Source organism: Curtobacterium sp. KBS0715 (assembly GCF_005938005.2).
Classification (GTDB): Bacteria; Actinomycetota; Actinomycetes; order Actinomycetales; family Microbacteriaceae; genus Curtobacterium; species Curtobacterium flaccumfaciens.
In genome coordinates this window covers 1,605,378-1,630,609 of sequence record NZ_VCCA02000001.1, presented here as the reverse complement: position 1 = coordinate 1,630,609, position 25,232 = coordinate 1,605,378, and the positions used below count along the sequence as shown (strand labels likewise).

Below are 25,232 nucleotides of genomic sequence, written 5' to 3'. Positions count from 1 at the left end.
GCAGGGCGACCGCGGCATATCGCCCGCTCGGGGCGAGGAGGCGGGATCGGTGCGGCAGGCGGGGTGGAAGTGCCCGCCTGGAGGCGCGGGGCGGCTTGCGGAGTCGCGTTGAGCCTCCAGGCGGTCGCCTGCACCGCATGCGGCTCACGTGAGCGACGAGCGGGCGGAACATCCGAGTACGTCCGCAAGGCGACCGCGGCATTTCGCCCGCTCGCGGATCGGACGCGCGGGACGGGTGGCCGAGCACCGGCCACCGTGCACGGGTGACCGAGCACGGGCAGGCACGGGCAGGGCGGGCGCAGCGGCACGTACGGGAGGCACGCGGGGCGGGAATAGGATCGAGGACATGGCAACCGCGAATGACCGCCTCGTCTGGATCGACTGCGAGATGACCGGCCTCGACCTCGAGGTCGACGAACTCGTCGAGGTGGCCGTGGTCATCACCGACTTCGACCTCGAGCCCGTGCACCCCGGCTTCGACATCGTCATCAAGCCGGACCAGTCGGCGCTCGACAACATGAACGAGTTCGTGACGAACATGCACGTCACCTCGGGGCTCCTCGCGGAGATCCCGAACGGCGTGAGCCTGGCGGACGCCGAGTACCAGGTGCTCGAGTACATCCTCCAGCACGTCCCCGCCGAGGGCTCCGCCCCCCTGGCCGGCAACACGATCGGCACCGACCGCGCGTTCCTGTCGAAGTACATGCCGCGGGTCGACGGGCACCTGCACTACCGCAGCGTCGACGTGTCGAGCATCAAGGAGCTCTGCCGCCGCTGGTTCCCCCGCGTGTACTTCAACTCGCCGGAGAAGCACGGTGGGCACCGGGCCCTCGCGGACATCCTCGAGTCGATCCGCGAGCTCGAGTACTACCGCCGCGCCGGCTTCGTCGCCGAGCCCGGCCCGAGCACCGACGACGTGCGCGCCGTGCAGGCCGACGTCGTGGCGAAGTGGGAGTCACGGCTGGCGCAGCCCGCGGCCGAGTAGCGACACGGGTGGTCCGCACCCCGTCCCGCATGTACTACTATTGAGTGGTCGCGCCGGTCCGCCGGTTCGAGCATGGTGGATATAGCTCAGTTGGTAGAGCGCCTGGTTGTGGTCTAGGAGGTCGCGGGTTCGAGACCCGTTATTCACCCCAGTCGAGGGAGAGTCCTGTTGCGTGTGACGCAACCGGGGCTCTCCCTCAGTGTTTGTCTGGGCACCTCCGGCGCCGTGCGGCTTCGCCGCGAGGGGTCAGCCGCGGTTGGTCAGCCGCGAGTGCTCAGCCGCGAGGCCTCAGCCGCGAGTGGTCAGCACGGTGTGGGACGATCCACCCGTGATGGAGATGTCCGCCGACGCGTTCGAGCAACTCGTGACCGACGAACTCGACCTGCTGCCCGACGAGATGGTCGACGGGCTCGACAACGTGGTGTTCGTCGTCGAGGACGAACCGGAGAACGGTGAAGAGCTGTTCGGCGTGTACGACGGCATCGCGGCCACCGAGCGCGGCCAGTACGGCTTCGGCGAGCTGCCCGACCGCATCGTCGTGTTCCGGAAGCAGCACCTGGCCGAGTGCGACACGGTCGAGGAGCTCAAGGACGAGGTGCACACCACCCTCGTGCACGAGATCGGCCACTTCTACGGGATCGACGACGAGCGGCTGCACGAGCTCGGCTGGGCGTAGCGGTCAGCCGGAGCGCGGCGCCCGGGTTTCGGGCTCAGCGACATTCCTCGGGTCCACGGGCGCGAGAACTGTCGCTCACCGCGAAAACTCGCCCCACCCCGCCCCGCCCCGCGCCCGCCAGCAGCCCCTCAGAACCGCGTCGGCCCCACCTCGTGGTACTTCTCCCACGCCCCCACCGGCCCCCGCCCGTGCAGCGCGTACTCCCCCACCATCCGCTCCTTGTAGACCGCCGGGTTGTGCGACGCCACCACCCGGGCGTTCCGCCAGTGCCGGTCCAGCGCACGCGTCCGGTCGGCAGCGGACGCCCCGCCGACCTCGAACAACTCGGACGCCGACCGCAGCACCCGCGGCCCGATCTCGACCTGCGCCTGGTACACGGCGTTCTCGGCCGCGTCGAGCACCACGCGGTCGACGCCGACCCCGGGCTCGTTCGTCGCGACGACCCCGTCGAGCAGCCCCGCGGCGGCGACGACGAGTGACCGGGCGGTGAACGCCCCGGCCGACAGCCGCCCGAGCACCGCGAGCACCTGCGGGTCCTCCCCCGGCACGGCGGCGTTGGCGTGGATGTACGTGCGGGTTCGCGGTCGCACGAAGGCCACGGCGTCGTCGGACACGGCCTGCCCGATCCCGGCGAGGACCGCCAGCAGGTACAGCTGGTAGAAGGCCTGGATGTGCGACAGCGGGGCGTCCCGGTACGCCGACACCACCGAGGGGTCGACCGACACCCCGTCGAACACGGTGGTGCCGGACGCCGTCAACCGCTGCCCGAACCCGTCCCAGTCGTCGATGCTCCTGACGCCCGGCGCGGAGGCGTCGACGGCGAACGTCACGCGCTCGCCGTCACGGTCCGCCGCCAGGTAGATCCAGTCCGCGTAGAGCGTGCCGGTCGAGTAGAACTTCCGCCCGTCGAGGCGGAGGGAACCACCAGACGGCGTCACCGTCGTCGAGATGTCGGCGAGCGTCGTGCCGGTCCGCTCGGACGTCGCGTTCCCGATGATCGCTCCGTCGACGATCCGCTCGAGCCACTCATCACGGGAGGGCGACGATGGCCGCAGCAGCACCAGTTCGGTGTACCCGAAGTGTCCGCGCCACAGGTGCGCGAGGTTCGAGTCCGCCGCCGCCAGGTCCGCCACCAGGTGCGCGAGTTCGACCAGCGTCACACCGAAGCCGCCTCGGTCCTCCGGCACGCGCAGCCGCCCGAACCCCGCGTCGGCGAGCGCCCGGACCTCGGCGTGCGGCAGCGGTCGGTCGCCGGGCTTCCCGGACGCGAGCTCACGCTCGACCGCGCCGTCGCGGATGGTCGCGAACACGGGCGCGAAGCGTTCGCGCAGGGTCGCCAGACGGTCGGCCGGGAGGCCCGTCACGGCTCCGTCGGTCGTCGTCGCGGCCGTCATGCGGGCACCTCCACCGCACGGGTCGCGTCGTCCGGGTGGGCCGCGGTCGCGCCGGCACCGCCCGAGAACGCTCCGCGCCACTGCCTGGCCGGGTGCGAGTCCGGCAGCTGTGCGTGACCGAAGAGCTTCTCGCGCAGGGTCCCCTCGCGGTACTCGGACTGCATCAGCCCGCGCTCCTGCAGGGTCGGCGCGATGTGGTCGACGAACTCCTCGTACGAGCCGGGCAGCGCCCAGTTGATGACGTTGACGCCGTCGACGCCCACGCGCTGCCAGTCGGCGAGCTCGTCGGCGATCTGCTCCGGCGTCCCGACGACCCGGGCGCGGAGCTTGGCGGACAACCGGGCGAGGTCGGCGATGGTCGGTTCGCGGTCCCCGGCGGCCTCGCGGAGCCACTGCAGGTGCGACTGCCCGGCGTGGGTGCGGACCTCGGACAGCGGGGTGTCCGGGTCGAGGGGCTCCCCGGTGTCGGGGTCGAAGCCGAGGTTCGAGTGCACCAGGAACCCGTCGGCGGCCAGGTACTCGTCGATCTCCGCTTCCTTGGCCTTCGCCTCGGCCTCGGTGGAGCCGGTGACGAAGGTCAGGCCGAGGAAGAACGCGATGTCGTCCCGCTGCCGGCCAGCGGCCTCGGCCAGGTCGCGGGTCTCGCGGATGAGCTGTTCGGTGGCGTCCCGGTTCGAGGTCAGGATGAACTGGGCCTCGGCGTTCCGGGCGGCGAAGGCACGGCCTGCCGGCGACGACCCGGCCTGGAACAGCACCGGGGTCCGCTGCGGCGACGGTGCCGACAGGTGCGGGCCCTGCACGTCGTAGCGCTTGCCGTGGTGGTCGATGCGGTGGACCCTGTCGGGGTCGGCGTAACCGCGGACGGGGTCCTTCAGCACGGCGCCGTCCTCCCACGAGCCCTCCCAGAGCTTCGCGCAGACGTCGAGGTACTCCTCGGCCCACACGTAGCGCTCGTCGTGCTCCTCGAGCCGGGCGGCCCCGAAGTTCCGGGCGGCGCTGTCGAGGGCGCTCGTGACGACGTTCCAGCCGATGCGGCCCCGGGTGATGTGGTCGAGCGTGGAGACCTTGCGGGCGAAGTCGAACGGGTGCGCCTGGATGACGCTCGAGGTGAACGCGAGCCCGAGGTGCTCGGTCGACACGGCGAGCGCGGAGAGCAGCACGGAGGGGTCGTTCGAGGGGATCTGCAGCCCCTCGCGCAGGTTGGTCGAGTAGTCGCCGCGACCGGGTCCGTAGGTCCCGACGACGTCGGCGAAGAACATCGCGTCGAACTTGCCGCGCTCGAGGGTCCTCGCCAGGTCGGTCCACAGCGTCACGTCGTCGAAGTCCGCCTGCCGGGCGTCGGGGTGCCGCCACAGGCCGTGCTGGATGTGCGAGGTCGTGTTCATGACGAAGGCCGCGAAGCGCAGCGGGCGGTTCGGTGCATCGCTCATGCGTCCCATCGTGGTCGGCGGGCACCGCCCGACGACAGCGACGTGACCTCCCGTTACGCGCGGTGTTCCCCGCGGCCCTGGACGCGACCATGCTCCTGAGGCATGCCGAGCCAGACCACCGTCACCGCGCCTCCAGACCGTCCCGCCGCACCGTCGACCACCGCGACCCGTCGTCGGGTCGCCCTCGCGTCGTTCGTCGGGACGACCGTCGAGTACTACGACTTCTACCTCTACGCGACGGCCTCGGCGCTGGTGTTCGCACCGACGTTCTTCCCGTCCGTGACGCCGGCCGTCGGGGTCATCGCGTCGTTCGCGACCTACGGCGTCGGGTTCGTGGCGCGGCCGCTCGGCGGTGTGATCGCCGGCCACCTGGGTGACCGGATCGGGCGGAAGAAGCTGCTCGTCGCGTCGCTGGTGCTGATGGGCATCGCGTCCACGTTGATCGGGGTCATCCCCTCCGCCGCGACCATCGGGGTCGGTGCCGTCGTGGCGCTCGTGTTCCTGCGGCTGCTGCAGGGCGTCGCGGCCGGCGCGGAATGGGGCGGCTCGGCGCTGCTGTCCGTCGAGCACGCGCCGGAGCGGCACCGGGGGCTGTTCGGGGCGTTCACGCAGATGGGGTCGGCCGGTGGGATGCTCCTGGCGACCGGGGTCTTCACGCTCGTGCGGTCGCTGCTCGGCACCGAGGCGTTCCTGGCCTGGGGCTGGCGGCTGCCGTTCCTGTTCTCGGCGGTGATCGTGGCGGTCGGGCTCGTCATCCGGCTCGGCGTGCAGGACGCCCCGGTGTTCCAGGAGCTGCGCGCCTCGGGCGGGGTCGAACGGTTCCCGGTGTGGCAGGCGATCCGGCAGCACCCGCGGTCGATCCTGGTGACGGCGGGCCTGCGCCTCGTGCAGCCGGCGCTGTACTCGATCCTGACGACGTACTCGCTGACCTACCTCGGCAACGTGCGCGGGCCATCGGGCTCGGACGCGGGGCTGCAGGCCGTGCTCGTGATCTCGGCCGTGTCGCTCGTGTCCACGCCGTTCTGGGGATGGCTGTCGGACCGGGTCGGGCGGCGGGTGCTGACGATCTGGTCGGCGGTGGGCATCGCGGTGCTCATCTGGCCGTTCTTCGCGTTCCTCGACGCCGGGCCGCTCGTGCTGCTGCCGCTCGTGGCGCTGATCGGGATGTGCGTGTTCCACGACAGCATCTACGGGCCGCAGGCGGCGTGGTTCGCGGAGCAGTTCCCGACCGGGCGGCGGTACTCGGGGATGTCGCTCGGGTACCAGATCGGGTCGATCTTCTCGGTGGGGCTGACGCCACTGCTGGCCGCGGTGTTCGTGCAGCTCGGGGGCGGGTCGCCGTGGATCCTGTGCGGGTACCTCGGGGTGTACGCGGTGCTGACGATCGTGGCGGCGGTGTTCGCGGTGGATCCGCGGGCGGTGGCGCGGCGGGAGGCGCGGGCGGGCGCGGGCGCGGCGGGCACGGGCGCGGCGGGCACGGGCGCGGCGGGCGCGGGTGGCGGCGCGGGCGCGGCGGGCACGGGCGCGGCGGGCTGACGTTTCGTGCTGGGCGACAGTTCTCGCCTTCCGAAGGCCGTGAGGAGTCGCTGAGCGCGAAACCTCGATGCTCGCCGCCGGCCGCCGCGGGGCGGCTCGGGCCCGCGCCCTACGTCCGCAGGACCACGTCGGCCAGGGCAGCCGGGTCCTCGGCGGCGATGAAGGCCTGTTCCTGCGCGGCCCAGCGGTCCCACTCGCGTGCGAAGACCTCGCCGTCGCGGCCGATCGCCCGGTCCCACCGCACGGCGTCGTCGGCCTCGAGCCACACCCGCAGGGACGCCAGCGGCGCCGACGCCCGGGACAACGCCCCGCAGCCCTCGACCACGATCGGCAGGTCGGGGTCCACCGACGCCCAGTCCGCGGGCGCGTCGGCCGCCCAGTCCCAGCGTCGGTACCCGCTCGGCGCTCCGAGGACGTCCGTCACCACGGCATCGGCAGCCGCGCGCAGGCCGTCCCACCCCGGGTACAGGTCGTCCAGGTGCACGAGCTGCGCACCGAGCTGCTCCGCGACCTGTGCTCCGAGGGTGGTCTTGCCCGTGCCGGACCGGCCGTCGATGAGCACGACGGCGCGCCGGCCCGTGGCAGCGGCGACACCGGCAGCAGCAGCGGCCAGGCCGGGGGCGAGGTCACCGGCGGTCGTACCCGTCGCGCGCTCGCCGTCCGTCGTGCCGGCTGCAGGCGTCGCGTCAGGCACGCCACGTCCCCACGCTCACCGCGACGGCGATCGACACCACGCCGATGCCGACCAGCACCGCCACCGTCGCCCACTCCGGCCCGGCGAACCGTGCGACCCGCGCCCAGGTCCGCCGTCCGGGAGCACCGAACCCCCGTGACTCCATCGCCACCGCCAACGTCGTCGCCCGGCGCAACGCGAGCACGAGCAGCGCGAACGCCATGGTCGCTCCGCGGCGGAGCCGCCCGGAGTCCGCGAGTCCTCGGGCACGCCGGGCCATCGCGAGCTGTCGCCAGTCGTCGACGAGCAAGGTCATCATCCGGACGGCGGCGAGCGCTCCGAGCACGAACCGCGCGGGCAGCCGGAGCACCTGTGCGAGCCCGTCGGCCAGGTCGGTCGGGTCGACCCGTACGAAGAGCGCGATGGCCGGCACGCCCACCGCGAGGACCCGGAGTGCCGTCGCCAACGCGAGTGCCAGCGACCCGTCGGTGACGTGCGCGAACCCGAGGTCGAACCACTCCCGCCCCGAGGGCCTGCCGTACAGCGCGATGCTCACCGCCGTCAGCGGCACCGCGACGAGCACCGGTGCGAGTCGGAGCAGCAGGGTCCGGACCGGCAGGCGCAGGAGCGGCAGCAGCACGAGTTCGAGCGCCAGGGCGACGGCGGCGGAGACGACGTCGAGACTGAGCACCAGGCAGACGCCGAGGGCGAGCACACCGATCAGGGAGGCGACCGGCTGGACGCCGGGGATGCCGGTCGCGCGGGTCGGCAGCGGTCGTCGCGCCGGGTCCGTCCGGTCGGTTCCGTCCGTCGCGTCCGCCGCATCCGCCGCATCCGCCGCGTCCGTCCGGTCGTCCGTGTCGGTCCGGTCTGGAGGCCCGGGGCGGCTCCCGGCTGTCGGTCCCGTCTCCGGGACGGTCGCGACTGACGGCCCCTGGTCGCGCCCGGCGGTCCGGGCGCCGTCCGGCCCGAGCACGACCTCGTCGGCGTCGAGTGCCCGGACGAGATCGCGGTCGTGGGTGACCGCCACCACCGAGGTGCCATCGTCAGCCAGGGCCCCGAGCCGCCCGACGACGGCCTGCCACGTGGCTCGGTCCTGCCCGGAGGTCGGTTCGTCGAGCACGACGACCGGCGGCCGGGCTGCGATGACCGAGGCGATCGCGAGTCGTCGTTGTTCGCCCCCGGACAGGGTGAAGGGGTTGGCGTCGGCCAGGTGTGCCAGCCCGAACTCGTCGAGCAGCGCGGTGGCTCGTTCGGCGGCGTCAGGCGCATCGAGTGCTCGGGGGCCGGCCTCGACCTCCTCGCGGACGGAGCGGGCGACGAACTGGTGCTCGGGGTCCTGGAACACCGTGCCGATCCGGGCGGCGAGTTGGCGGCTCGTCCAGGTGTGCGGCGCTGCGCCGAGACCGTCGGCGAGGGTGTCGGTGGCGCCGAGCTCGCCGGCGGCCGGTGCCAGCAGGCCCGCGAGGGTGAGCCCGAGCGTCGACTTGCCGACGCCGTTCGGGCCGGTGACCGCGAGGACCTGCCCTGCCCGGAGCCCGAGGTCGATGCCGTTCCCGACCGGCTGCTTCCCCCGTGCCGTGCCGAGCCCCCGGGCTTCGAGCAGCACCGCCGCAGCGTCGTCACGCGCCCCCTCGCCGAGCTCTCCCTCGCCACGCGCCCCCTCGCCGAGCGGGCGGAATGCCGCGGTCGCGCCGCCGGACGCCCCGGGCATTTCGCCCGCTCGTCCGAGCGCACGCCGCAGCTGACGGGCCGAACCACGCGCCGGCTCGGCGCCGGGCACCCAGACCCCGGCCGCCGTGAGCGCCGCGCCGTGGTCCGCCAGCACCCGGGCCGGCGGGCCGTCCGCGACCACGCCGCCGCCTGGTTCGAGCAGCACGAGCCGATCGACCAGGTCCAGCCAGGTGCCGATCCGGTGCTCCACCACGAGCAGCGTCGCTCCGGTCTCGTCGAGCAGTGCCCGGACGGCGTCGTGCACCTGCGCCACGCCGTCCGGGTCGAGGTTCGCGCAGGGTTCGTCGAGCACGAGCGCACCCGGCTGCATCGCGAGCACGCCCGCGAGCGCCAACCGCTGCCGCTGCCCACCGGACAGCTGCGCGGTGGAACGGTCGAGCGGCAGGTCGAGGCCGACGACGTCGAGCGCCGTCCGCACCCGGTCCCAGGTCTCGTCGCGGGGGACGCCGGCGTTCTCGCAGCCGAAGGCCACGTCGTCGCCGACGCGGGACATCACGGTGTGTGCCTCGGGGTCCTGCATGACGAGACCGACACGCCCGCGGACCGCGCGGGGGTCGGCCTCGTCGACCAGGAGTGTCCCCTGCACCGACGCAGCGGTGTCGTCGGTGGCGTCGGGCTCGTCGGGCAGCACGCCGGCCACCGCTCGCAGGAGCGTCGACTTGCCGGCGCCGGACGGACCGACGACGGCGACCCGCTCCCCCGGTTCGACGGTCAGGTCGACGTCACGGACGGCCCAGGCGTCTCGCTCCGGGTACCGCCAGCCCCAGCCACGGAACACGATGCGCGCTCCGCGGACGCCGGCTCCTGCGCCGGCGTCGCCGCCGGTGGAAGGGGACGTCGCCGACGGAGCGCGCACGGTCACACCAGGGCGCGGGGCTCGCGGCGGCTGTGCTCGCGGCCGGCCGCGAAGGACGACAGCACCCCGGTGCGGGCGAGAGCCCGGACGATGAGCCACGAGCCCGCCCCCGCGATCACGGCACCGGAGATCACGGCACAGATCACGTAGACGACCTTGAAGGCGACGTCGAGCCCCGGGTACCAGAGGACGGTGTCGTTGATGCCGAGCGCGAGGCCGGCCGCGGCACCGGCGAGCACGACGACCGGCAGGCGGTAGACGCGGTACAGGAACAGCGCGAGGACGATCTCGGCACCGAGGCCCTGGACGAGTCCGGCCTCGAGCGTGAGCCATCCCCACTGGGTGCCGAACAACGCCTCGACCGAGGCGGCGACCATCTCGCCGTAGAGCGCGGCGCCGGGCTTGCGGACGACGATCGCGACGATCGGTCCGGCGAGCAGCCAGACCCCTCCGAACAGGGCCTTCGTGCCGGGGAGCACGAGGTCCATGACGGCGCTGATGGGCTCGTAGCCGAACTCCCAGAGCCGGAAGACGACTCCGAGGGCCACCGCGAGGACGCTCGCGACGACGATGTCGACGACCCGCCAACGCAGCGATCGCCGCGGAGCGGTGGGGACGGTTGTGGACGTGCCTGAAGGCATGCTGCTGACTCCTCCCTGCGCCGGCATGATCCGGATCAGGTTCGACGGTCGGAGCGCCGATCGCTCCCTCTCAGCCCGGCGGTCCCGGACTCCCGTGTGTGTGCCAGCAGTCTAGACGCGGTCGCGACCGCGTGACGCAACGGGAGGCCCGTGGCGGCGTCGCCATGGGCCTCCGGTTGCGTCAGGTGGTCACTTCTTGAGCGCGCGCACCAGCTTGCGGAGGACACGCCCGGCCACCCACACGAAGGGGATGCCGACGACGATCAGCGAGATCGGGTTCGGCTCGAACACGAGGTCCTTGCCCGGGCGGCGGACGTAGGCGCCGACGGGGGCCGACAGGCCGCCGCCACCGCCGCCACCGTTCTCGTCGTCCCCGCCGCCTCCGAAGCCGAACCAGCTGACGGACACGGGGATGAGGGTCTGGTCGCCGACCTCGACGGGTTCTCCGTAGTTCGTGGAGACCCCGAGCGGGCGGACCTGGTCTGCGATCTTCGAGACGATGTTGGCCATGCGCGCGACGCTACTCGTCCGTTCCTCCACAGGCCGCGGGGCGCATCACGCATCCACAGCTGGGGCTTGTCTGCGGACGCGGACGAGCGCCGCCGATATGTTGGCCGCACCCACACCTGGAGGACCGTTTGCACACCTGGCCCGGAAACCCGTACCCGCTCGGGGCGACCTACGACGGGAGCGGCACGAACTTCGCGCTGTTCTCCGAGGTCGCCGAGCGCGTCGAACTCTGTCTGTTCGATTCCGACGGCAACGAAGAATGCGTCCGCCTGCTCGAGGTGGACGCCTACGTCTGGCACGCGTACCTCCCCAACATCGGCCCCGGGCAGCAGTACGGCTTCCGCGTGCACGGCCCGTACGACCCGGACTCCGGCGCGCGCTGCAACCCGTCGAAGCTCCTGCTCGACCCGTACGCCAAGGCGACCAGCGGCGAGATCGACTGGGACCAGTCGCTCTTCTCGTACACGTTCGGCGACCCGGACTCGACCAACGACGAGGACTCCGCGTCGCACATGATGAAGGGCGTCGTGATCAACCCCTTCTTCGACTGGCAGGGGGATCGTCCGCCGCGCACGCCGTACGGCGAGACCGTGATCTACGAAGCACACGTCAAGGGGCTCACCGAGACCCACCCCGACGTGCCGGAAGAGCAGCGCGGCACCTACGCCGGCGTCGCCCACCCGGCGGTCATCGAGCACCTGCAGCGCCTCGGCGTCACCACGCTCGAGCTCATGCCGGTGCACCAGTTCGTGAACGACTCGACCCTGCAGGACAAGGGGCTGTCGAACTACTGGGGCTACAACACCATCGGCTTCTTCGCGCCGCACTCGGCGTACTCGTCGTCGGGCGACCAGGGCCAGCAGGTCCAGGAGTTCAAGACGATGGTGCGCGAGCTGCACCGCGCCGGCATCGAGGTCGTCCTCGACGTCGTCTACAACCACACCGCCGAGGGCAACCACCTCGGCCCGACGCTGTCGTTCCGCGGCATCGACAACGCGGCCTACTACCGCCTGGTCGACGACGACAAGAAGTTCTACATGGACTACACGGGCACGGGGAACTCGCTCAACGTCGGGCACCCGCACTCGCTGCAGCTCATCCTCGACTCGCTCCGCTACTGGGTGACCGAGATGCACGTCGACGGGTTCCGCTTCGACCTCGCCTCGGCACTGGCCCGCGAGTTCTACGAGGTCGACCGGCTGTCGGCCTTCTTCGAACTGGTGCAGCAGGACCCGATCGTGTCGCAGGTCAAGCTCATCGCCGAGCCGTGGGACGTCGGCCCCGGTGGCTACCAGGTCGGCAACTTCCCGCCCCAGTGGTCCGAGTGGAACGGCAAGTACCGCGACACCGTCCGTGACTTCTGGCGCGGCGAGTCGTCGACGCTCGGTGAGTTCGCCTCGCGGATCTCCGGCTCGGCCGACCTGTACGAGCACGACGGCCGTACGCCCAAGGCGAGCATCAACTTCATCACCGCGCACGACGGCTTCACCCTGTACGACCTGGTGGCCTACAACGAGAAGCACAACGAGGCCAACGGCGAGGACAACAACGACGGCGAGAGCCACAACCGGTCGTGGAACTCCGGGGCCGAGGGCCCGACCGACGACGAGGCCGTGAACGCCCTGCGGCTGCAGCGTCGCCGGAACTTCCTGGCGACCCTGCTCCTGAGCCAGGGTGTGCCGATGATCGCGCACGGCGACGAGCTCGGCCGCTCGCAGTCCGGCAACAACAACGTCTACGCGCAGGACTCCGAGCTCAGCTGGATCGACTGGGACAGCGCGGACGAGGACCTCATCCAGTTCACCGCCGACGTGGTGAAGCTGCGGCACGACCACCCCACGTTCCGCCGGACCCGGTACTTCAACGGCCGTCCGGTCCGACGTGGCGAGGGCGAGCCGCTTCCCGACGTGGTGTGGCTGACCCCCTCGGGCGACGGGATGGACCCCGAGGACTGGGACTCCGGCTTCGGCAAGAGCGTCGGCATGTACCTGAACGGCGAGGGCATCCGAGGTCGCGACGCCCGTGGTGAGCGCGTCACCGACGTCGGCTTCATCACGTACTTCAACGCCCACGACGACGTCGTGACCTTCACGCTCCCACCCGAGGAGTACTCCCCCGGCTGGACCGTCCGGATCGACACCGCCGACCCCGGCGCCCGCGACGAGGTGCTCGACGCGGGTACCCCGCTCGACGTCCCCGCACGGTCGATGATCGTGCTGCGTGCCGAGCCCGACCACGAGGTCACCAGCACCCCGGTCGACGCCGAGCAGGACGGCGCCCCCGCACCGGACGCCCCGCAGGACGCCGTCACACCGGTGAACCCGGCCGGTTCCACCGCACCGAGCGGAACCGCTCGATGACCGCCGGAACGCCCGGCGCCGCGAACCGCGTCCCCGCGTCGACCTACCGGCTGCAGGTCTCGGCCGACTTCGACCTCGATGCCGCACGCGACCTGGTCGACTACGTGCACGACCTCGGCGCCGACTGGCTGTACCTGTCGCCGGTGCTGCAGGCCGAGTCCGGGTCGAACCACGGCTACGACGTGGTCGACCACACGCGGGTCGACACCGACCGTGGTGGCGACCAGGCGATGCGGGCGTTGGCCGAGGCCGCGCACGCCGTCGGCCTCGGGGTCATCGTCGACGTGGTGCCGAACCACGTCGGCGTCGCGACCCCCGAGTCGAACCCGTGGTGGTGGTCCCTGCTCGAACTCGGGCAGGGCTCCCCCGTGGCCTGGGCCTTCGACGTGGACTGGGAAGCCGGCGACGGCAAGCTCCGCGTCCCCGTGCTCGACGACCGGCTGCTCGACGCCGTCACGCTCGACACGTCCGACGCCGAGCGTCCGGTGCTCCGCGTCGGCGAGACCGCCTACCCGACCGCCCCCGGAACGGTGCACGACGGCGACACCGTCGAGACCGTGCACGACCGCCAGCACTACGCGTTCGTGCACTGGAAGCGCGCCGACCACGACCTGAACTACCGCCGGTTCTTCGCGGTGAACACCCTCGCGGCGATCCGCGTCGAGGAGCCCGAGGTCTTCGCGGCCTCGCACGGCGTCATCGGCGGCTGGTTCCGCGACGGACTCGTCGACGGCCTGCGCATCGACCACCCGGACGGTCTGTACGACCCGGCGGGCTACCTGCAGGACCTGGCGGAGCTGACCGGCGGGGCCTACACCCTCGTCGAGAAGATCCTCGAGCCGGGCGAGCAGCTGCCGAGTTCGTGGCCGGTCGACGGCACCACCGGGTACGACGCCCTCGGGGTGCTCGACCGTGTGTTCGTGGACCCCGCGGGCGAACAGGCGCTGACCGCGGCGTCGGGCGCCGAACCGACCGACTGGCAGCAGCTCACGCACGACACACGACGGGGCATCGCGGACGGCATCCTCGGCAGCGAGGTCGAGCGGCTCGCACGCCTGCTCGCACCGAGCGCCGTGACGGAGACGATCACGCACGAGCGGATCGTCGACGCGGTCGCCGAGATCGTGGCCTCGTTCGACGTGTACCGCACGTACCTGCCCGAGGGCGCCCACCACCTCATCACCGCCCTCGAGCGCGCCGCCGAGGCCCGCCCGGACCTCGACGACGTCATCGACCGGATCGCTCCGGCACTCGTCGACCCGACGGACGCCGCGGCGGTCCGACTGCAGCAGACCAGCGGCATGGTGATGGCGAAGGGCGTCGAGGACACGGCGTTCTACCGCACCTCGCGTCTGTCGTCCCTGAGCGAGGTCGGCGGCGACCCGAGCGTCTTCGCTGTCTCGGTGGCGGACTTCCACCAGGCCCAGCGCGAACGGCTCAGCAGCTGGCCGCACACCATGACGACGCTCACCACGCACGACACGAAGCGCAGCGAGGACACCCGCGCCCGCATCGCGGTGCTGGCCGAGCTCGGCGACGAGTGGGCCGCCACGCTCGAGCGTCTGCAGTCGCTCGTGCCGTTGCAGGACCGCGTGTTCGCCGACCTGCTCTGGCAGGCGATCGTCGGCGCCCGGCCCGCCAGCCGTGAGCGTCTGCACGCGTACGCCGAGAAGGCCTCCCGCGAAGCCGGTGACAGCACCACCTGGACCGAGCCCGACGAGGCGTTCGAGCTGCAGATGCACGCGATCGTCGACGCCGCGTTCGACAACCCGGACGTGGTCGCCGTGCTCGACGCCCTCGACGAGCAGATCGACGCCGCCGGGTGGTCGAACGGTCTCGCCCAGAAGCTCGTCCAGCTCACCGCCCCGGGCGTCCCCGACGTCTACCAGGGCACCGAGTTCTGGGACCGCTCGCTCGTCGACCCCGACAACCGTCGTCCGGTCGACTACGCCGAGCGGCGTCACGTGCTCGCCGAGCTCGACGGCCCGGACGACGACGGCCCCGAGGACCTGCCGACCATCGACATCGACGGTGCCGCGAAGCTCCTGGTCACGACCCGCGCGCTGCGCATCCGTCGGGACCACCCGGAGCTGTTCACCCGGTACCTGGAGCTCGAGGCCACCGGCAGCGCGGCCGACCACGTCATCGCGTTCGACCGCGGCGGTGCCGTGACCATCGCGACGCGTCTGCCGATCGGCCTCGGCCGGGTCGGCGGTTGGGGCGACACGCTGGTGCACGCCGTCCCCGTCGAGCGCATCGACCTGCTCACCGGCCGACGCGTCCCCGCCGACCGCGGGATCGCGCTGGCCGACCTGCTCACCACCTACCCGGTCGCGCTGCTCGTGCCCGCCGACGCGATCGGTGCAGCCGGCCACGTCGACGCGGTGACCGCCGTGTCCGACGCGAGCGGTGCCTCCCGGCCCGCCGCCGGCCGCATGCCCGACGCCACCGAGACCGACGCGCAGGCCGAGATCGACATCCTGGAGGGTCACGCATGACCGCACCTGACCGTTACGCCGTCTGGGCGCCCGAGCCGGACCGGGTCCGGCTCGTCGTCGACGACGTCGAGTACCCGCTCACCAAGGGCGACGACGACTGGTGGTCCACCGACGCCGTGATGCCGGTCGTCGGCGCACGGTACGGGTTCCGCATCGACGACGGCGACGCGGTCCGACCGGACCCGCGCAGCCGGTACCAGCCCGAGGGCGTGCACGGCCCGTCCGAGGTCGTCGACCCCGCACGGTTCGCGTGGACCGACGAGTCGTGGACCGGACGCCCGGCCCGCGGCGCCGTGATCTACGAGATGCACATCGGCACCTACACGCCCGAGGGCACGCTCGACGCCGCCGCCCAGAAGCTGGACCACCTGGTCGAGCTCGGTGTCGAGTTCGTCGAGTTGCTCCCCGTCAACGCCGTCAACGGCGAGTGGAACTGGGGCTACGACGGGGTCGGCTGGTTCTCCGTGCACGCCCCGTACGGCGGCCCGGACGCCTACGACCGGTTCGTCGACACGGCGCACGCGCTGGGTCTCGGGGTCATCCAGGACGTCGTCTACAACCACCTCGGTCCGAGCGGCAACTACCTGCCGCTGTACGGCCCGTACCTGCTGGCCGGGCTCGGCAACACCTGGGGTGACTCGGTGAACGTCGAGCACCCCGAGGTCCGGCGGTACGTGCTCGACAACGTGCGCATGTGGTTCCGCGACCACCACGTCGACGGGCTCCGGCTCGACGCCGTGCACGCGATCCGCGACACCACCCGCCCGCACGTGCTGGCCTCGATGGCCGACGAGACCGACGCCTACTCGTCGTTCATCGGGCGTCCGCTGTCGCTCATCGCCGAGTCCGACCTCAACGACCCGGTGATGTTCCGGCCGCGCGAAGCCGCCGGGTACGGCCTCGCCGGGCAGTGGTCGGACGACTTCCACCACGCTGTGCACGTGGCACTCACCGGTGAGACGAACGGCTACTACGCCGACTTCGCTCCGTTGTCGGCGCTGGCGAAGGTGCTCGAGGACGGTTTCTTCCACGACGGAACCTGGTCGTCGTTCCGCGGCAAGCGGCACGGCCGGCCGATCGACCGCGGCACCTCCCCCGCGACGGCCCTGGTCGTCGCCAACCAGAACCACGACCAGATCGGCAACCGCGCCGCCGGCGACCGGCTCGCCGCGACGCTCGACGACGAGGGGCTCGTGATCGCCGCGGCCCTGACGCTGCTCGGACCGTTCACGCCGATGCTGTTCATGGGCGAGGAGTTCGCGGCCTCGACGCCGTGGCAGTTCTTCACCTCGCACCCGGAGCCCGAGCTCGGCAAGGCCACCGCCGAGGGGCGTATCGCCGAGTTCGCCGAGCACGGGTGGGACGAGTCAGCGGTGCCGGACCCGCAGGACCCGACGACGTTCACCAACTCCAAGCTCGACTGGGCCGACGTCAGCTCGGAGCGCGGTGCGGCGATCCTGCGTGCCTACCGGGTGCTCATCGCCCTGCGGCGCACCGACCAGGCGTTCGTCGACCACCGCTACGAGGCGAACGCCGTCCGCTTCAGCGAGGACCGTCGTTGGCTGGTGCTCACCCGCGGGCTGCTCGGCCCCGACGTGGCGCCGGTGCACGTCGTGGTGAACTTCGCCGACGACGCGGCCGAGGTCCCGGTGCCCGACGCCGTGGGCGAGGAGCTCTACGGCTTCGGCGCGACCGAGGTGGACGCAGGCGTCGTCCGGTTCCGCGGCCGCGGCGTGGTCGTGCTGCGCTAGCGAACCGCGTGCTGCGCGAGCGAACCGCGTGCTGCGCGAGCCAACCGCGAGCCGCAGCTCCGCACGCACGAACGGCGACGAACCCATCGGGTCCGTCGCCGTTCGTGCGTTCTCGTGTCCGCCGGCCTCAGGCGACGTGGTCGGAGACCGCGTGCGCGTTCTTCCGCACCGAGGGCAGCTTGCGGTGGTCCTTGAGCAGGGAACGGGTCTCGCGGATCCGGCGGTCGATGCCCCACTTCGTCACGAGCGCCAGGCTCTCGCGCACGATGTTGCCGCTCATCTTCGAGACGCCGAACTCCCGCTCGGTGAAGGTGATCGGCGTCTCCACGACCCGCAGACCCGCTTCGAGGGCACGCCAGCACAGGTCCACCTGGAAGCAGTACCCCTTCGACGCCACACCGGCGAGGTCGATCCGCTCGAACGCCCGCGAGGTGAAGACCCGGAACCCGCCGGTGGCGTCGCGTACCGCGATGCCCAGGGCGAGACGCGTGTACAGGTTGCCACCGCGGGAGAGCAGGAGGCGGTACCAGGGCCAGTTCTCGACCTTGCCGCCCTTGATCCACCGGGAGCCGAGCACCAGGTCGTTCGAGTCCGCGAGCTCGAGCATCCACGGCAGGTACTCGGGGTGGTGGGAGCCGTCGGCGTCCATCTCGACGAGCTTGGCGTAGCCGTGTTCCAGGCCCCACGCGAAGCCCGACAGGTACGCGCCGCCCAGGCCGTCCTTGACGGTGCGGTGCATGACGTGCACCCGATCGGTCTCGCGGGCGATGGCGTCCGCGATGTCGCCGGTGCCGTCGGGTGAGTTGTCGTCGACGACGAGCACGTGCACGGAGTCGTCGGTCGCGGCCAACGTGCGCTCGACGATCGGCCGGACGTTCTCGGCTTCGTCGTAGGTCGGGATGATGACCAGGGTCTCGCTCATGGTGCTCCTCGTGCTCGCAGTCGAATGTATCGCTGGCTTGGTGGGTCAATCCGACGAGAGGTCTGCGAACACGATCAGATTGTCCGTGTAGTGCCCGGTGGCGGTGTCGAACGTGCCGTCGCAGGTGATGAGTCGGAGTTGCGGAGTAGGGGTGGGGCCGTAGACGTCGCTCGTCGGGAACGCCGACTTGGCGGCGCGTTCGGAACGGTCGACGGTGAAGGTGCGGGTGCTGCCGTCGGACATCCGGACGTGGACCTCGTCGCCGGCGACCAGTTCGTCGAGCCGGAAGAACACCGCGGCGCTCGTGGGGCTGTCGACGTGACCGGCGATGACGGCGGGGCCGACCTCGCCGGGGACGATCCCGTCGCTGAACCAGCCCGCGCTGTCCCAGTCGACGGGCGGGTCGAGTTCTCCGGCAGCGCCGCGGTGCAGGTCCTCAAGCGAGGACCGCACGCCGATGGCCGGGATCGACACGCTGACCGGTGTGGCCGTCGAGCGGGCCTCGGGTGCGGCCGGGTCCTGGAACCCGTCGGTGCCGGAACCCGAGGACGACGAAGAAGACGACTGCGACGAGGACGACTGCGACGGGGACGCCGACGCCGACGACGCGGCGCGCTCCCCCTCGCCGCCGCCGACCGTCGACGCGACCGCCACCCCGGCCACGCCCCCGACCACCACGACGGCGGCGACCACGGCACCGATGACCACGCCTCGGCGTCGGACGGCCGAGACGCGCCCGGCGCTCCGACGGCCGCTCACGAGCCGGCTCCGACGTCGCTGGCACAGCCCCCGAGCACGTCGGAGGTCAGCATGGTCGAACCGATGGCCAACCAGGCGTCCCCGTAGTAGGTCGGTGTGGTCGCCGCCGTCCGGTCGGCCCGCTCGAGGTCGTCGGCAGCCGCACGGGAGGAACCCGCGGCCTGCTCGGCAGCGGCCCGCGCGGTGTACGCCAGCGCATTCGTGTCCTGCGTCACCGGGGTGCCACCGAGGTCGAGCTGCGAGGCGAGCCTCGTCGTCCGTCCGAGCGTGGGCGCGAGGGCCGCCGCGAGCTCCCGGTCGGACGCCGAGCACGCCTCGGCGTACCGCAGCGGCGTCCGCATCGCGTCGTACCCGTAGAGCACGCGCCCGTCCCCACCGACGGCCGGCATCGGGTCCACCGATCCGTCGGCGTGGACCTGGGACCAGTCGCTGGGCAGGTCGGAGGCGTCCAGCACGGCGGCCGTCACGGCGCGCGAACCCCGGTTCAGCGCGTTCCAGCGGTCGTCCCCGGTGGCGTCCGCCAGCACCGAGAAGGCCACGGGCGAGGCGTACGAGGCGTTGTACCGGTAGGGCTCCTGATCCGCCCACGGTCCGGGCAGCAGGATCGTGCCGAGGTCCGTCCGGGCCGTCTCGTGCTCGAGGATCGCCGCCGCGATGCGCTTCCCCGCGGCGGTGTACCGGTCGTCGTCCCAGGCCTTCCCCGCGAGCACGAGGGCCCGGGCGGCGTCGAGGTCGGCGTCGCTCGCGGACTGCTCGTCGGCGACGCCCTCGTCGGACGTCCACCGCCACGCCAGCAGGTCGTCGTCGGTGAGCAGGTGGTCCTTCGTCCACTCCCAGATCGCGTCGAAGCGCGCACGGTCGTCGTTCGCGTAGGCGATGAGCAGGCCGTACGCCTGCCCCTCGCTGACGGTGTCACCACCCTGGTCGGTGCGGACGACGCGACCGTCCTCGACGTAGCGGTCCAGGAACGCCGACCGCAGCTGCTGCGGCGAGCGCGCCGCGTCGGGCGCGGTGGTCGAGGTCGGGGTCGCCGTGCCGCGAGCGGCGGTCGTGGTGCTCGACGACCAGGGGCGGACCGCGACGATCGCGACCACGATGGCGACGATGACGGCCGCCGCGGCGGCGACCGGTATCCAGGTCCTGCGGGTCATGCTGGCCTGCCTCTCCGGGGATGGTGGGGGGGGGTCGAAGAGGAGGCGCGGATCACGTGGGCCGTGCAGCGCACGTGATCCGCGCCTCCAGTCCGGGGCGTCAGCGGAACAGCGAGCGGAGCATCGCGACGGCCGCGTGGAACGCCTCGGTCACCGGACGGTCCGCGGCTGTGCCGCCACCGCCGGTCTGCACCCCGCCGGACGGGGTGGCGGCGGTCGCGGCGGCGTCCGTCACGGGCACGACCGTCAGGTTGCCCTTGCTGTCGTCGAGGACGAACAGGGTCGAGACGGTGTTGCCGGCGAGGTCGACCTTCGCGGTGCCCCGCTGGCCGCTGCCGGAGACGTCGAGCGACCACTTGCCGGCGTCGACCGTCGCGTACTTGGTGGCGGTGCCGAAGGTGGCGTCCTCGGCGATCGGGGTGCCGTCGGAGGTCTGCACGTCGACGCGCTTCGCGGTGGTGGCGGCCTGCACGAGCCGGAGCTTCGCCTTGCCGTCGCCGGGCTGCTGCAGGTCGTCGGTGAACGCGGTCGTCTTCAGCCCGTCGTTCTTGCCGTAGGCGACGACGGTGCTGGCGTCGCCCTTCTGCACGGTGACGTCGGTGGAGATGACCGGGGTGGAACCCGGGGCGTCGGCGGCGCGCATCGACAGGACGTAGGTGCCCACCGGCAGCTTCTCGTACGGGCTGACCTGGCCGTAGGTGACGTCGTCGAGTTCGAAGACGGTCTTCCCCCCGGCGAGGCTGGACAGTTCGACGTCGACGCCCTTCGTGTCCGGCGACAGGTGTCCGACGCGGAGCCAGCCTTGGTCGGCCGTCGCGGCGGAAGCGGTCTGCGGGGCGGCGAGCCCGATGGTCGCGGCGACGAGTGTGGCGGCGAGCGCTCCGATGACGACGGTGCGGCGGCGGTTCGTGGTGCGTGCGGTCATGATGGTGCTCCTTCGGGTCGAGGTGCGGTTGGCGTGCGGGTGTCGTGTCGAGGTGTGGTTCGTGGGGTTGTCGTCCGGGCCGCCGGGCGAGCGGGCGGAATACCCGGGTGAGCGCCGGAGCCCTCCGGGCATTTCGCCCGCTCGTCCAGCGGGCGTTCCGCCCCGATGCGTTCGCGGGGAACGGTTCCGGGGCCGATCCGGCGAGCGGGCGGAATGCCGGGGTGAGCGCCGGAGCCCTCCGGGCATTTCGCCCGCTCGCCCAGCAGCAGCTCCAGCTCCAGCCCCGGCGCGGCCGAGCGATCGGGGGTCACGAGGCGCTCGTCGCGGTCGTCGTCGGGTCGGCCGGGGTGTACGTCACCGTGAGCCGTGCTCCCTCGCGCTCGACCGAGTCCGGCCGGAACGCCTGGGACATGGCGTCGAAGGTCCGAGCGACCCGTGCTGCCGAGGCATCGTCGCTCGTGTGCAGGACGACGGTGCGGAACGGCTGGCCGGTCTCCCCGGTGCGCGGGGTGAACCGGCCGACCCGCACGTCCTGGTCGGCGAGCACCTGTCCGAGCGCGATCATCGCCCGCGAGTCGACCTGTCCGGCACGGAACTGCGACTTCGTGCCGTCGTCCGCACGCAGGGCCGGGTTCGACGCGAGCTCGGTTCCCAGGGTCTTCCGGACGTCGGTGGCCCGGGTGATCGCCGTCTCGGCGGCGCTGGCTCCCTCGGCGTGGATCCGGCGGACCTCGACCTGCTGGTCACCGGTGCCGAAGGTCGCGACGGCCGTGGAGTTCTCGATCGCCTGCCGCACGTCGGTGGACGAGTTGCCGCCGGTGCGCATGGAGTCCGTCGTGATGACGTAGTCCGAGTCCTTCCAGCCGTTCGGGGACTGCCGTTCCACTGCTCCGTCGGTGTCGAGCTTGTAGTACCAGACGACGTTGTTCCGGGCGAAGCCGTCGTCCACGAGGTCGACCCACATGGCGTCGTCGACCAGCAGACGCGAGGACTTCGGCACGTTGTCCCCCACCCACTGCTCGGCCTGCTGCATGGGCAGGTCGAGGTTGCCCAGCAGGAACCCCCGCAGCTGTGTCCCCCACAGCGGCACCGCGACGACGAGGGCCGCAGCCGCGACGACGGCCCAGGTGATGCCGAGGCCGCGCCGCGCCCGCGGGCCGAACCGGCCCCGGGTGTGGACCCGACCGGCGATCGTCAGGACGGCACGCTCGACGGTGTAGGCGACGAGGAGCGCTGCGAACGGGATGAGCATGATGACGTAGGGCACCGGCAGGTACCCGTTCGGCCGGAACATCACCGCGAGCAGGAACACGAGCATCGCGGCGATCGGTCGGACCCGTCGCAGGAACAGCCCGACGACGGCCGCGACCGAACCGAGCACGATGAACACCGGGTCGAGTGCCCACCACTGCGCGGCGGCCTCGTTCGCCAGGCTGCCCCCGTCGAACACGGATCCGGACGCGGTCCGCGACCCGAGCTGGTAGGTGACGCCCTCCCACAGGCTGACTCGCCCGTTGCCCGGCACGAGTTCGCCCTTCACCGCGGCGAGCAGCAGGTACCCGCCGCCGATCAGCACGAGCACGGCCCCGGCGACGCTGAGCGTGTACCGGCGGGTGCTCTTGTCGGCACGACGCACGGCCATCCAGATCAGGAACGGCAGTGCGAGCAGGTAGGTCTCCTTGGACAGCACGGCGATGCCGAGGCAGGCAGCGGCACCGGCGAACCCGGCGAGCTGCTGGCGACGGCTCAGCACGAGGACGAACGCGGCGAGCAGCCAGGGCGTCGCGACGTTGTCGATGTACACGGTGCGGTGGTACTGCAGCGCGAGCGGTGACAGCGCGAAGACGAGTCCGGCTGCGGCCGCCGTGATCCGTCCGGCGCCGAGACGTCGGGCCAGGACGAACAGCAGGATGCTCGAGACGGCGGAGAAGAACACCATGGCCTCGCGCCCGGCCTCCACCGCGAAGGGGTACCGCGCGAACGCCCCGGTCAACCCGGTGTACCCGGCGATCTGGATCCAACCGAGCGGCGGGTGGTCGTACCAGTACGTGTAGTGGGTGAGCTCGCCGAGGTTCGTGATCGCCCACGCCTGTGCGGTGTAGGTCCCCTCGTCGTCGATGCGCTGCGGTGTGCCCGACGTGTTCCAGGCCTGGACGAGCACGGTCACCGCGACGACGGGCAGCAGCCACGTCAGGCTGGCCGCGTGCCGGCGGAACCACGCCCCGATGCCGGATCGGTGCGTGGTTGCTCCACCACGGATCGGGATGCCCGTGGTGTCGGTGATGCTGGCGGTCATCGGGTGCCTCCCGTGGTGGTGCCGGCGAACGCACGATCGGACGACGCTGCATCCGCGGAGGACGCTGCGCCCGATCCGGCGCCTGCGGACGACGCTGCGCCCGACCCGTCCAGGTCCGAGGCGAAGCCGACCACCTGTCCGGTGCGGTGCTGGCCGGTGTGCTCGGTCTTCTCCCACCCGTTCTGGCCCTTGGCGTGCCGGACGACTGCCCGGACCGCCGCGGCGGCGAGGAACACCTGGTACGGCACCAGGCCGAGAACGAGCCGCACGTAGTCGCGGAGCCGGACCTTCTCGCCGTACAGACGACCGAACTCGTTCAGCCCGACGATCTCGACGGCGAGCAGCATGAGCGTCGGCGCCACCGGCACGAAGGACACGAGGGCGATCGCCGTCGGCACCTTGACGAACAGGATCATCAGGACGCTCAGCGGGATGAGCAGCCCGGTGGCCGCCTGGATGAACGGCATCGTGAGCATGTAGCGGGCGAAGAACCGCTGCCGGAACGACGGCAGCTTCCTCCACTCCCCCTTGCCCAGCACCTGCAGGAAGCCCTGGTTCCACCGCGTGCGCTGCTTGAGCAGCGAGGCGAAGGTCGGCGGGGTCTCCTCGCGGGTGACGGCCTCGGGGCTGTAGGCGACGACGACCTTCGCGCCGTCGGCGGAGAGCCGCACGCCGAGTTCGCAGTCCTCGGCGAGGCAGTGCGCGTCCCAGCCGTTCGACCACTCCAGGCGCTCCTTCGTCACGAAGACGGTGTTGCCGCCGAGCGGGATGAACTTGGACCCGGCGTGGAAGTGCAGGCGCGAGCGGAACCAGAAGTAGTACTCGAGGACGTTCCGCAGCGACCACCAGCTCGATCGGAAGTTCATCAGCTGGACGCCGCCCTGCACCACGTCGGCGTCGGTCTCCTGGAACCGCGAGTCGACGAGGGAGAGCAGCCGCGGGTAGACCTCGTCCTCCGCGTCGAACACCCCGACGATGTCGCCCGTCGCGTGCTGGAGCGCGAGGTTCATCGCCTTCGGCTTGTTCTTCGGCAGGGTGTCGTCCACCACGACCTTGATCAGGGAGGGGTGCCGAGCCGCTGCAGCACGCACGACGGCGTCGGTCTCCGGGTCGTCCTCCCCGACGATCGCGATGATCTCGAAGTCGGGGTGGTCCTGGGTCGCGAGCATGTCGAGCGTCTGCCCCATCACGTCCTGCTCGTGCCGACCGGGCACCAGGAGCGTGAACCGGTGCGTCGCCGGACGCGGGGTCTGGCTGAAGCTGGTGGACTTCAGCGCGTCCCGCGAGCGCCAGGCGTGCAGCATCCACCAGAGGGTGGTCAACGCGATGATCGTGAGCAGCACGGAGAGGGCGATGAGGGTCGAGTAGCCGAGCCACTCGCCCAGCGACCAGGCGGCCTGTGGGAGCTGCCCCGAGCCTCCCGTCGGCACGTCCGTGGTCCCTCGGTTCGGGACGTCCCCCGTCGTCCCGGTGTCGTTGTCGGGTTGGAGCAGCGGCCCTGCGGCCGTCAGCAACACGGCTGAGATGGTCATTCGGGGAACCCCTTCGGACGTGTGTCGGTGGACCGGAAGACGAGGGCCTTGTACGCGGCGAACCGGAACGCGGTGCCGAGGACGAGGCCGACGCCGTTGCCGGCGACGTTGTCGGCGAGGGTGGACGTGAAGCCGAGGACGTAGTGCGAGACGAACAGGCAGGCAGCGGCGATGCCGAGGCCGACGAGGTTCGTGGCAGCGAAGAGCAACCCCTCGCGGACGGTCTCGCGGCGGCCGGTCTGGCGCTGGGCGCGGAAGGTGATGAAGCGGTTGCCGATCCACGCGACCGAGGTCGCCACGATGGCCGACACGATCTTCGCGGCGATGGGACCGTCCGACATGACGGTGGCGCGGAGCAGGTTGTAGACGCCCAGGTCGATGACGAAGCAGACGGCACCGATGGTGCCGAACGACGCGAGTTGCCTCGCGGTGGCGAGCAGGCGCGGGACCGTGCCAGGGCGCACGGTCCGCACCGCACCGGTGTCGGGTGACACCAGAACGGGGGTATGAGTTCGGGTCATGCCCCCGATTCGGGGGGCGCTGCTGGGTGGTTTGGGCGGGGTACGCGACTTGCCAGGCCTCTGCCAGATGCGCGACACATGC

General features: G+C 71.8%; 19 protein-coding genes, 1 tRNA gene and 1 riboswitch. Of the genes, 7 read left to right on the top strand and 13 right to left on the bottom strand.

What is annotated here, in order from left to right; all coding sequences use genetic code 11:
* The first annotated feature begins 346 nt into the window (after nucleotides 1–346).
* From orn to FFG40_RS07820, 3 genes are all read left to right on the top strand, one after another.
* Nucleotides 347–985 (top strand): oligoribonuclease, encoded by a 639-nt coding sequence (gene orn / locus FFG40_RS07830; protein ID WP_138802799.1) that lies wholly within the window; start codon nucleotides 347–349, stop codon nucleotides 983–985.
* 75 nt (nucleotides 986–1,060) lie between these two features.
* Nucleotides 1,061–1,136 (top strand) — tRNA-His (locus FFG40_RS07825).
* A gap of 180 nt (nucleotides 1,137–1,316) precedes the next feature.
* Entirely contained in the window at nucleotides 1,317–1,661 is a 345-nt protein-coding gene (locus tag FFG40_RS07820; protein WP_035807616.1) for a metallopeptidase family protein, read from the top strand.
* 128 nt (nucleotides 1,662–1,789) lie between these two features.
* On the opposite strand, the gene FFG40_RS07815 is transcribed toward FFG40_RS07820, so the two are convergent.
* A complete protein-coding gene (locus FFG40_RS07815; RefSeq protein WP_138802798.1) occupies nucleotides 1,790–3,055 on the bottom strand; it encodes an acyl-CoA dehydrogenase family protein in 1,266 nt (421 codons plus the stop codon).
* Complete coding sequence (locus FFG40_RS07810; protein ID WP_138802797.1) at nucleotides 3,052–4,485, bottom strand: LLM class flavin-dependent oxidoreductase; 1,434 nt, start codon at nucleotides 4,483–4,485, stop codon at nucleotides 3,052–3,054. The genes FFG40_RS07815 and FFG40_RS07810 overlap by 4 nt, the downstream gene beginning before the upstream one ends.
* 102 nt (nucleotides 4,486–4,587) lie before the next feature.
* On the opposite strand from FFG40_RS07810, the gene FFG40_RS07805 reads away from it, so the two are divergent.
* Nucleotides 4,588–6,021, top strand: coding sequence for an MFS transporter (locus tag FFG40_RS07805; protein WP_260678821.1), 1,434 nt, complete (start codon nucleotides 4,588–4,590; stop codon nucleotides 6,019–6,021).
* A 109-nt stretch (nucleotides 6,022–6,130) separates the two neighbouring features.
* On the opposite strand, the gene FFG40_RS07800 is transcribed toward FFG40_RS07805, so the two are convergent.
* The 4 genes from FFG40_RS07800 to FFG40_RS07785 all read right to left on the bottom strand — a co-directional run bounded on the left by FFG40_RS07800 (nucleotide 6,131) and on the right by FFG40_RS07785 (nucleotide 10,435).
* Nucleotides 6,131–6,715, bottom strand: a complete 585-nt coding sequence (locus FFG40_RS07800; RefSeq protein ID WP_266062865.1) for an ATP-binding protein — start codon at nucleotides 6,713–6,715, stop codon at nucleotides 6,131–6,133.
* The gene (locus FFG40_RS07795) at nucleotides 6,708–9,284 is read right to left on the bottom strand and encodes an ATP-binding cassette domain-containing protein (protein ID WP_260678819.1); all 2,577 of its coding nucleotides are present in this window, start codon (nucleotides 9,282–9,284) and stop codon (nucleotides 6,708–6,710) included. The genes FFG40_RS07800 and FFG40_RS07795 overlap by 8 nt, the downstream gene beginning before the upstream one ends.
* Nucleotides 9,285–9,286: 2 nt before the next feature.
* On the bottom strand, nucleotides 9,287–9,925 hold the full coding sequence (locus tag FFG40_RS07790) for an ECF transporter S component (RefSeq protein ID WP_138802795.1): 639 nt from the start codon (nucleotides 9,923–9,925) through the stop codon (nucleotides 9,287–9,289).
* Nucleotides 9,920–10,031, bottom strand: a riboswitch (TPP riboswitch). (Overlaps the previous gene by 6 nt.)
* An 83-nt stretch (nucleotides 10,032–10,114) precedes the next feature.
* Complete coding sequence (locus FFG40_RS07785) at nucleotides 10,115–10,435, bottom strand: hypothetical protein (RefSeq protein ID WP_027464636.1); 321 nt, start codon at nucleotides 10,433–10,435, stop codon at nucleotides 10,115–10,117.
* A gap of 128 nt (nucleotides 10,436–10,563) precedes the next feature.
* Here FFG40_RS07785 and glgX point away from each other — a divergent pair, with 128 nt between their 5' ends.
* From glgX to treZ, 3 genes are read left to right on the top strand one after another with little or no spacing between them, the layout of a single operon-like run.
* Entirely contained in the window at nucleotides 10,564–12,795 is a 2,232-nt protein-coding gene (gene glgX / locus FFG40_RS07780) for a glycogen debranching protein GlgX (RefSeq protein WP_138802794.1), read from the top strand.
* Nucleotides 12,792–15,293 (top strand): malto-oligosyltrehalose synthase, encoded by a 2,502-nt coding sequence (gene treY / locus FFG40_RS07775; RefSeq protein WP_138802793.1) that lies wholly within the window; start codon nucleotides 12,792–12,794, stop codon nucleotides 15,291–15,293. Before glgX ends, treY begins: the two co-directional genes overlap by 4 nt.
* Nucleotides 15,290–17,044, top strand: a complete 1,755-nt coding sequence (treZ, locus tag FFG40_RS07770) for a malto-oligosyltrehalose trehalohydrolase (RefSeq protein ID WP_138802792.1) — start codon at nucleotides 15,290–15,292, stop codon at nucleotides 17,042–17,044. The genes treY and treZ overlap by 4 nt, the downstream gene beginning before the upstream one ends.
* Nucleotides 17,045–17,171: 127 nt before the next feature.
* Here treZ and FFG40_RS07765 read toward each other — a convergent pair whose 3' ends face one another.
* The 7 genes from FFG40_RS07765 to FFG40_RS07735 all read right to left on the bottom strand — a co-directional run bounded on the left by FFG40_RS07765 (nucleotide 17,172) and on the right by FFG40_RS07735 (nucleotide 25,123).
* Nucleotides 17,172–17,966, bottom strand: coding sequence for a polyprenol monophosphomannose synthase (locus FFG40_RS07765; RefSeq protein WP_138802791.1), 795 nt, complete (start codon nucleotides 17,964–17,966; stop codon nucleotides 17,172–17,174).
* Nucleotides 17,967–18,011: 45 nt separating this feature from the next.
* Complete coding sequence (locus tag FFG40_RS07760) at nucleotides 18,012–18,725, bottom strand: class F sortase (protein ID WP_185974131.1); 714 nt, start codon at nucleotides 18,723–18,725, stop codon at nucleotides 18,012–18,014.
* Entirely contained in the window at nucleotides 18,722–19,876 is a 1,155-nt protein-coding gene (locus FFG40_RS07755; protein WP_138802789.1) for a glycosyl hydrolase family 8, read from the bottom strand. Before FFG40_RS07755 ends, FFG40_RS07760 begins: the two co-directional genes overlap by 4 nt.
* A 100-nt stretch (nucleotides 19,877–19,976) precedes the next feature.
* Nucleotides 19,977–20,801 (bottom strand): DUF4397 domain-containing protein, encoded by an 825-nt coding sequence (locus tag FFG40_RS07750; RefSeq protein ID WP_176708366.1) that lies wholly within the window; start codon nucleotides 20,799–20,801, stop codon nucleotides 19,977–19,979.
* A 307-nt stretch (nucleotides 20,802–21,108) separates the two neighbouring features.
* Complete coding sequence (locus FFG40_RS07745) at nucleotides 21,109–23,097, bottom strand: glycosyltransferase family 39 protein (protein ID WP_138802787.1); 1,989 nt, start codon at nucleotides 23,095–23,097, stop codon at nucleotides 21,109–21,111.
* Nucleotides 23,094–24,629 carry a glycosyltransferase gene (locus FFG40_RS07740; RefSeq protein WP_138802786.1) on the bottom strand — a complete coding sequence of 512 codons (1,536 nt, stop codon included), beginning with the start codon at nucleotides 24,627–24,629 and terminating at the stop codon, nucleotides 23,094–23,096. Before FFG40_RS07740 ends, FFG40_RS07745 begins: the two co-directional genes overlap by 4 nt.
* Entirely contained in the window at nucleotides 24,626–25,123 is a 498-nt protein-coding gene (locus tag FFG40_RS07735) for a GtrA family protein (RefSeq protein ID WP_259411309.1), read from the bottom strand. Before FFG40_RS07735 ends, FFG40_RS07740 begins: the two co-directional genes overlap by 4 nt.
* Nucleotides 25,124–25,232 lie beyond the last annotated feature (109 nt).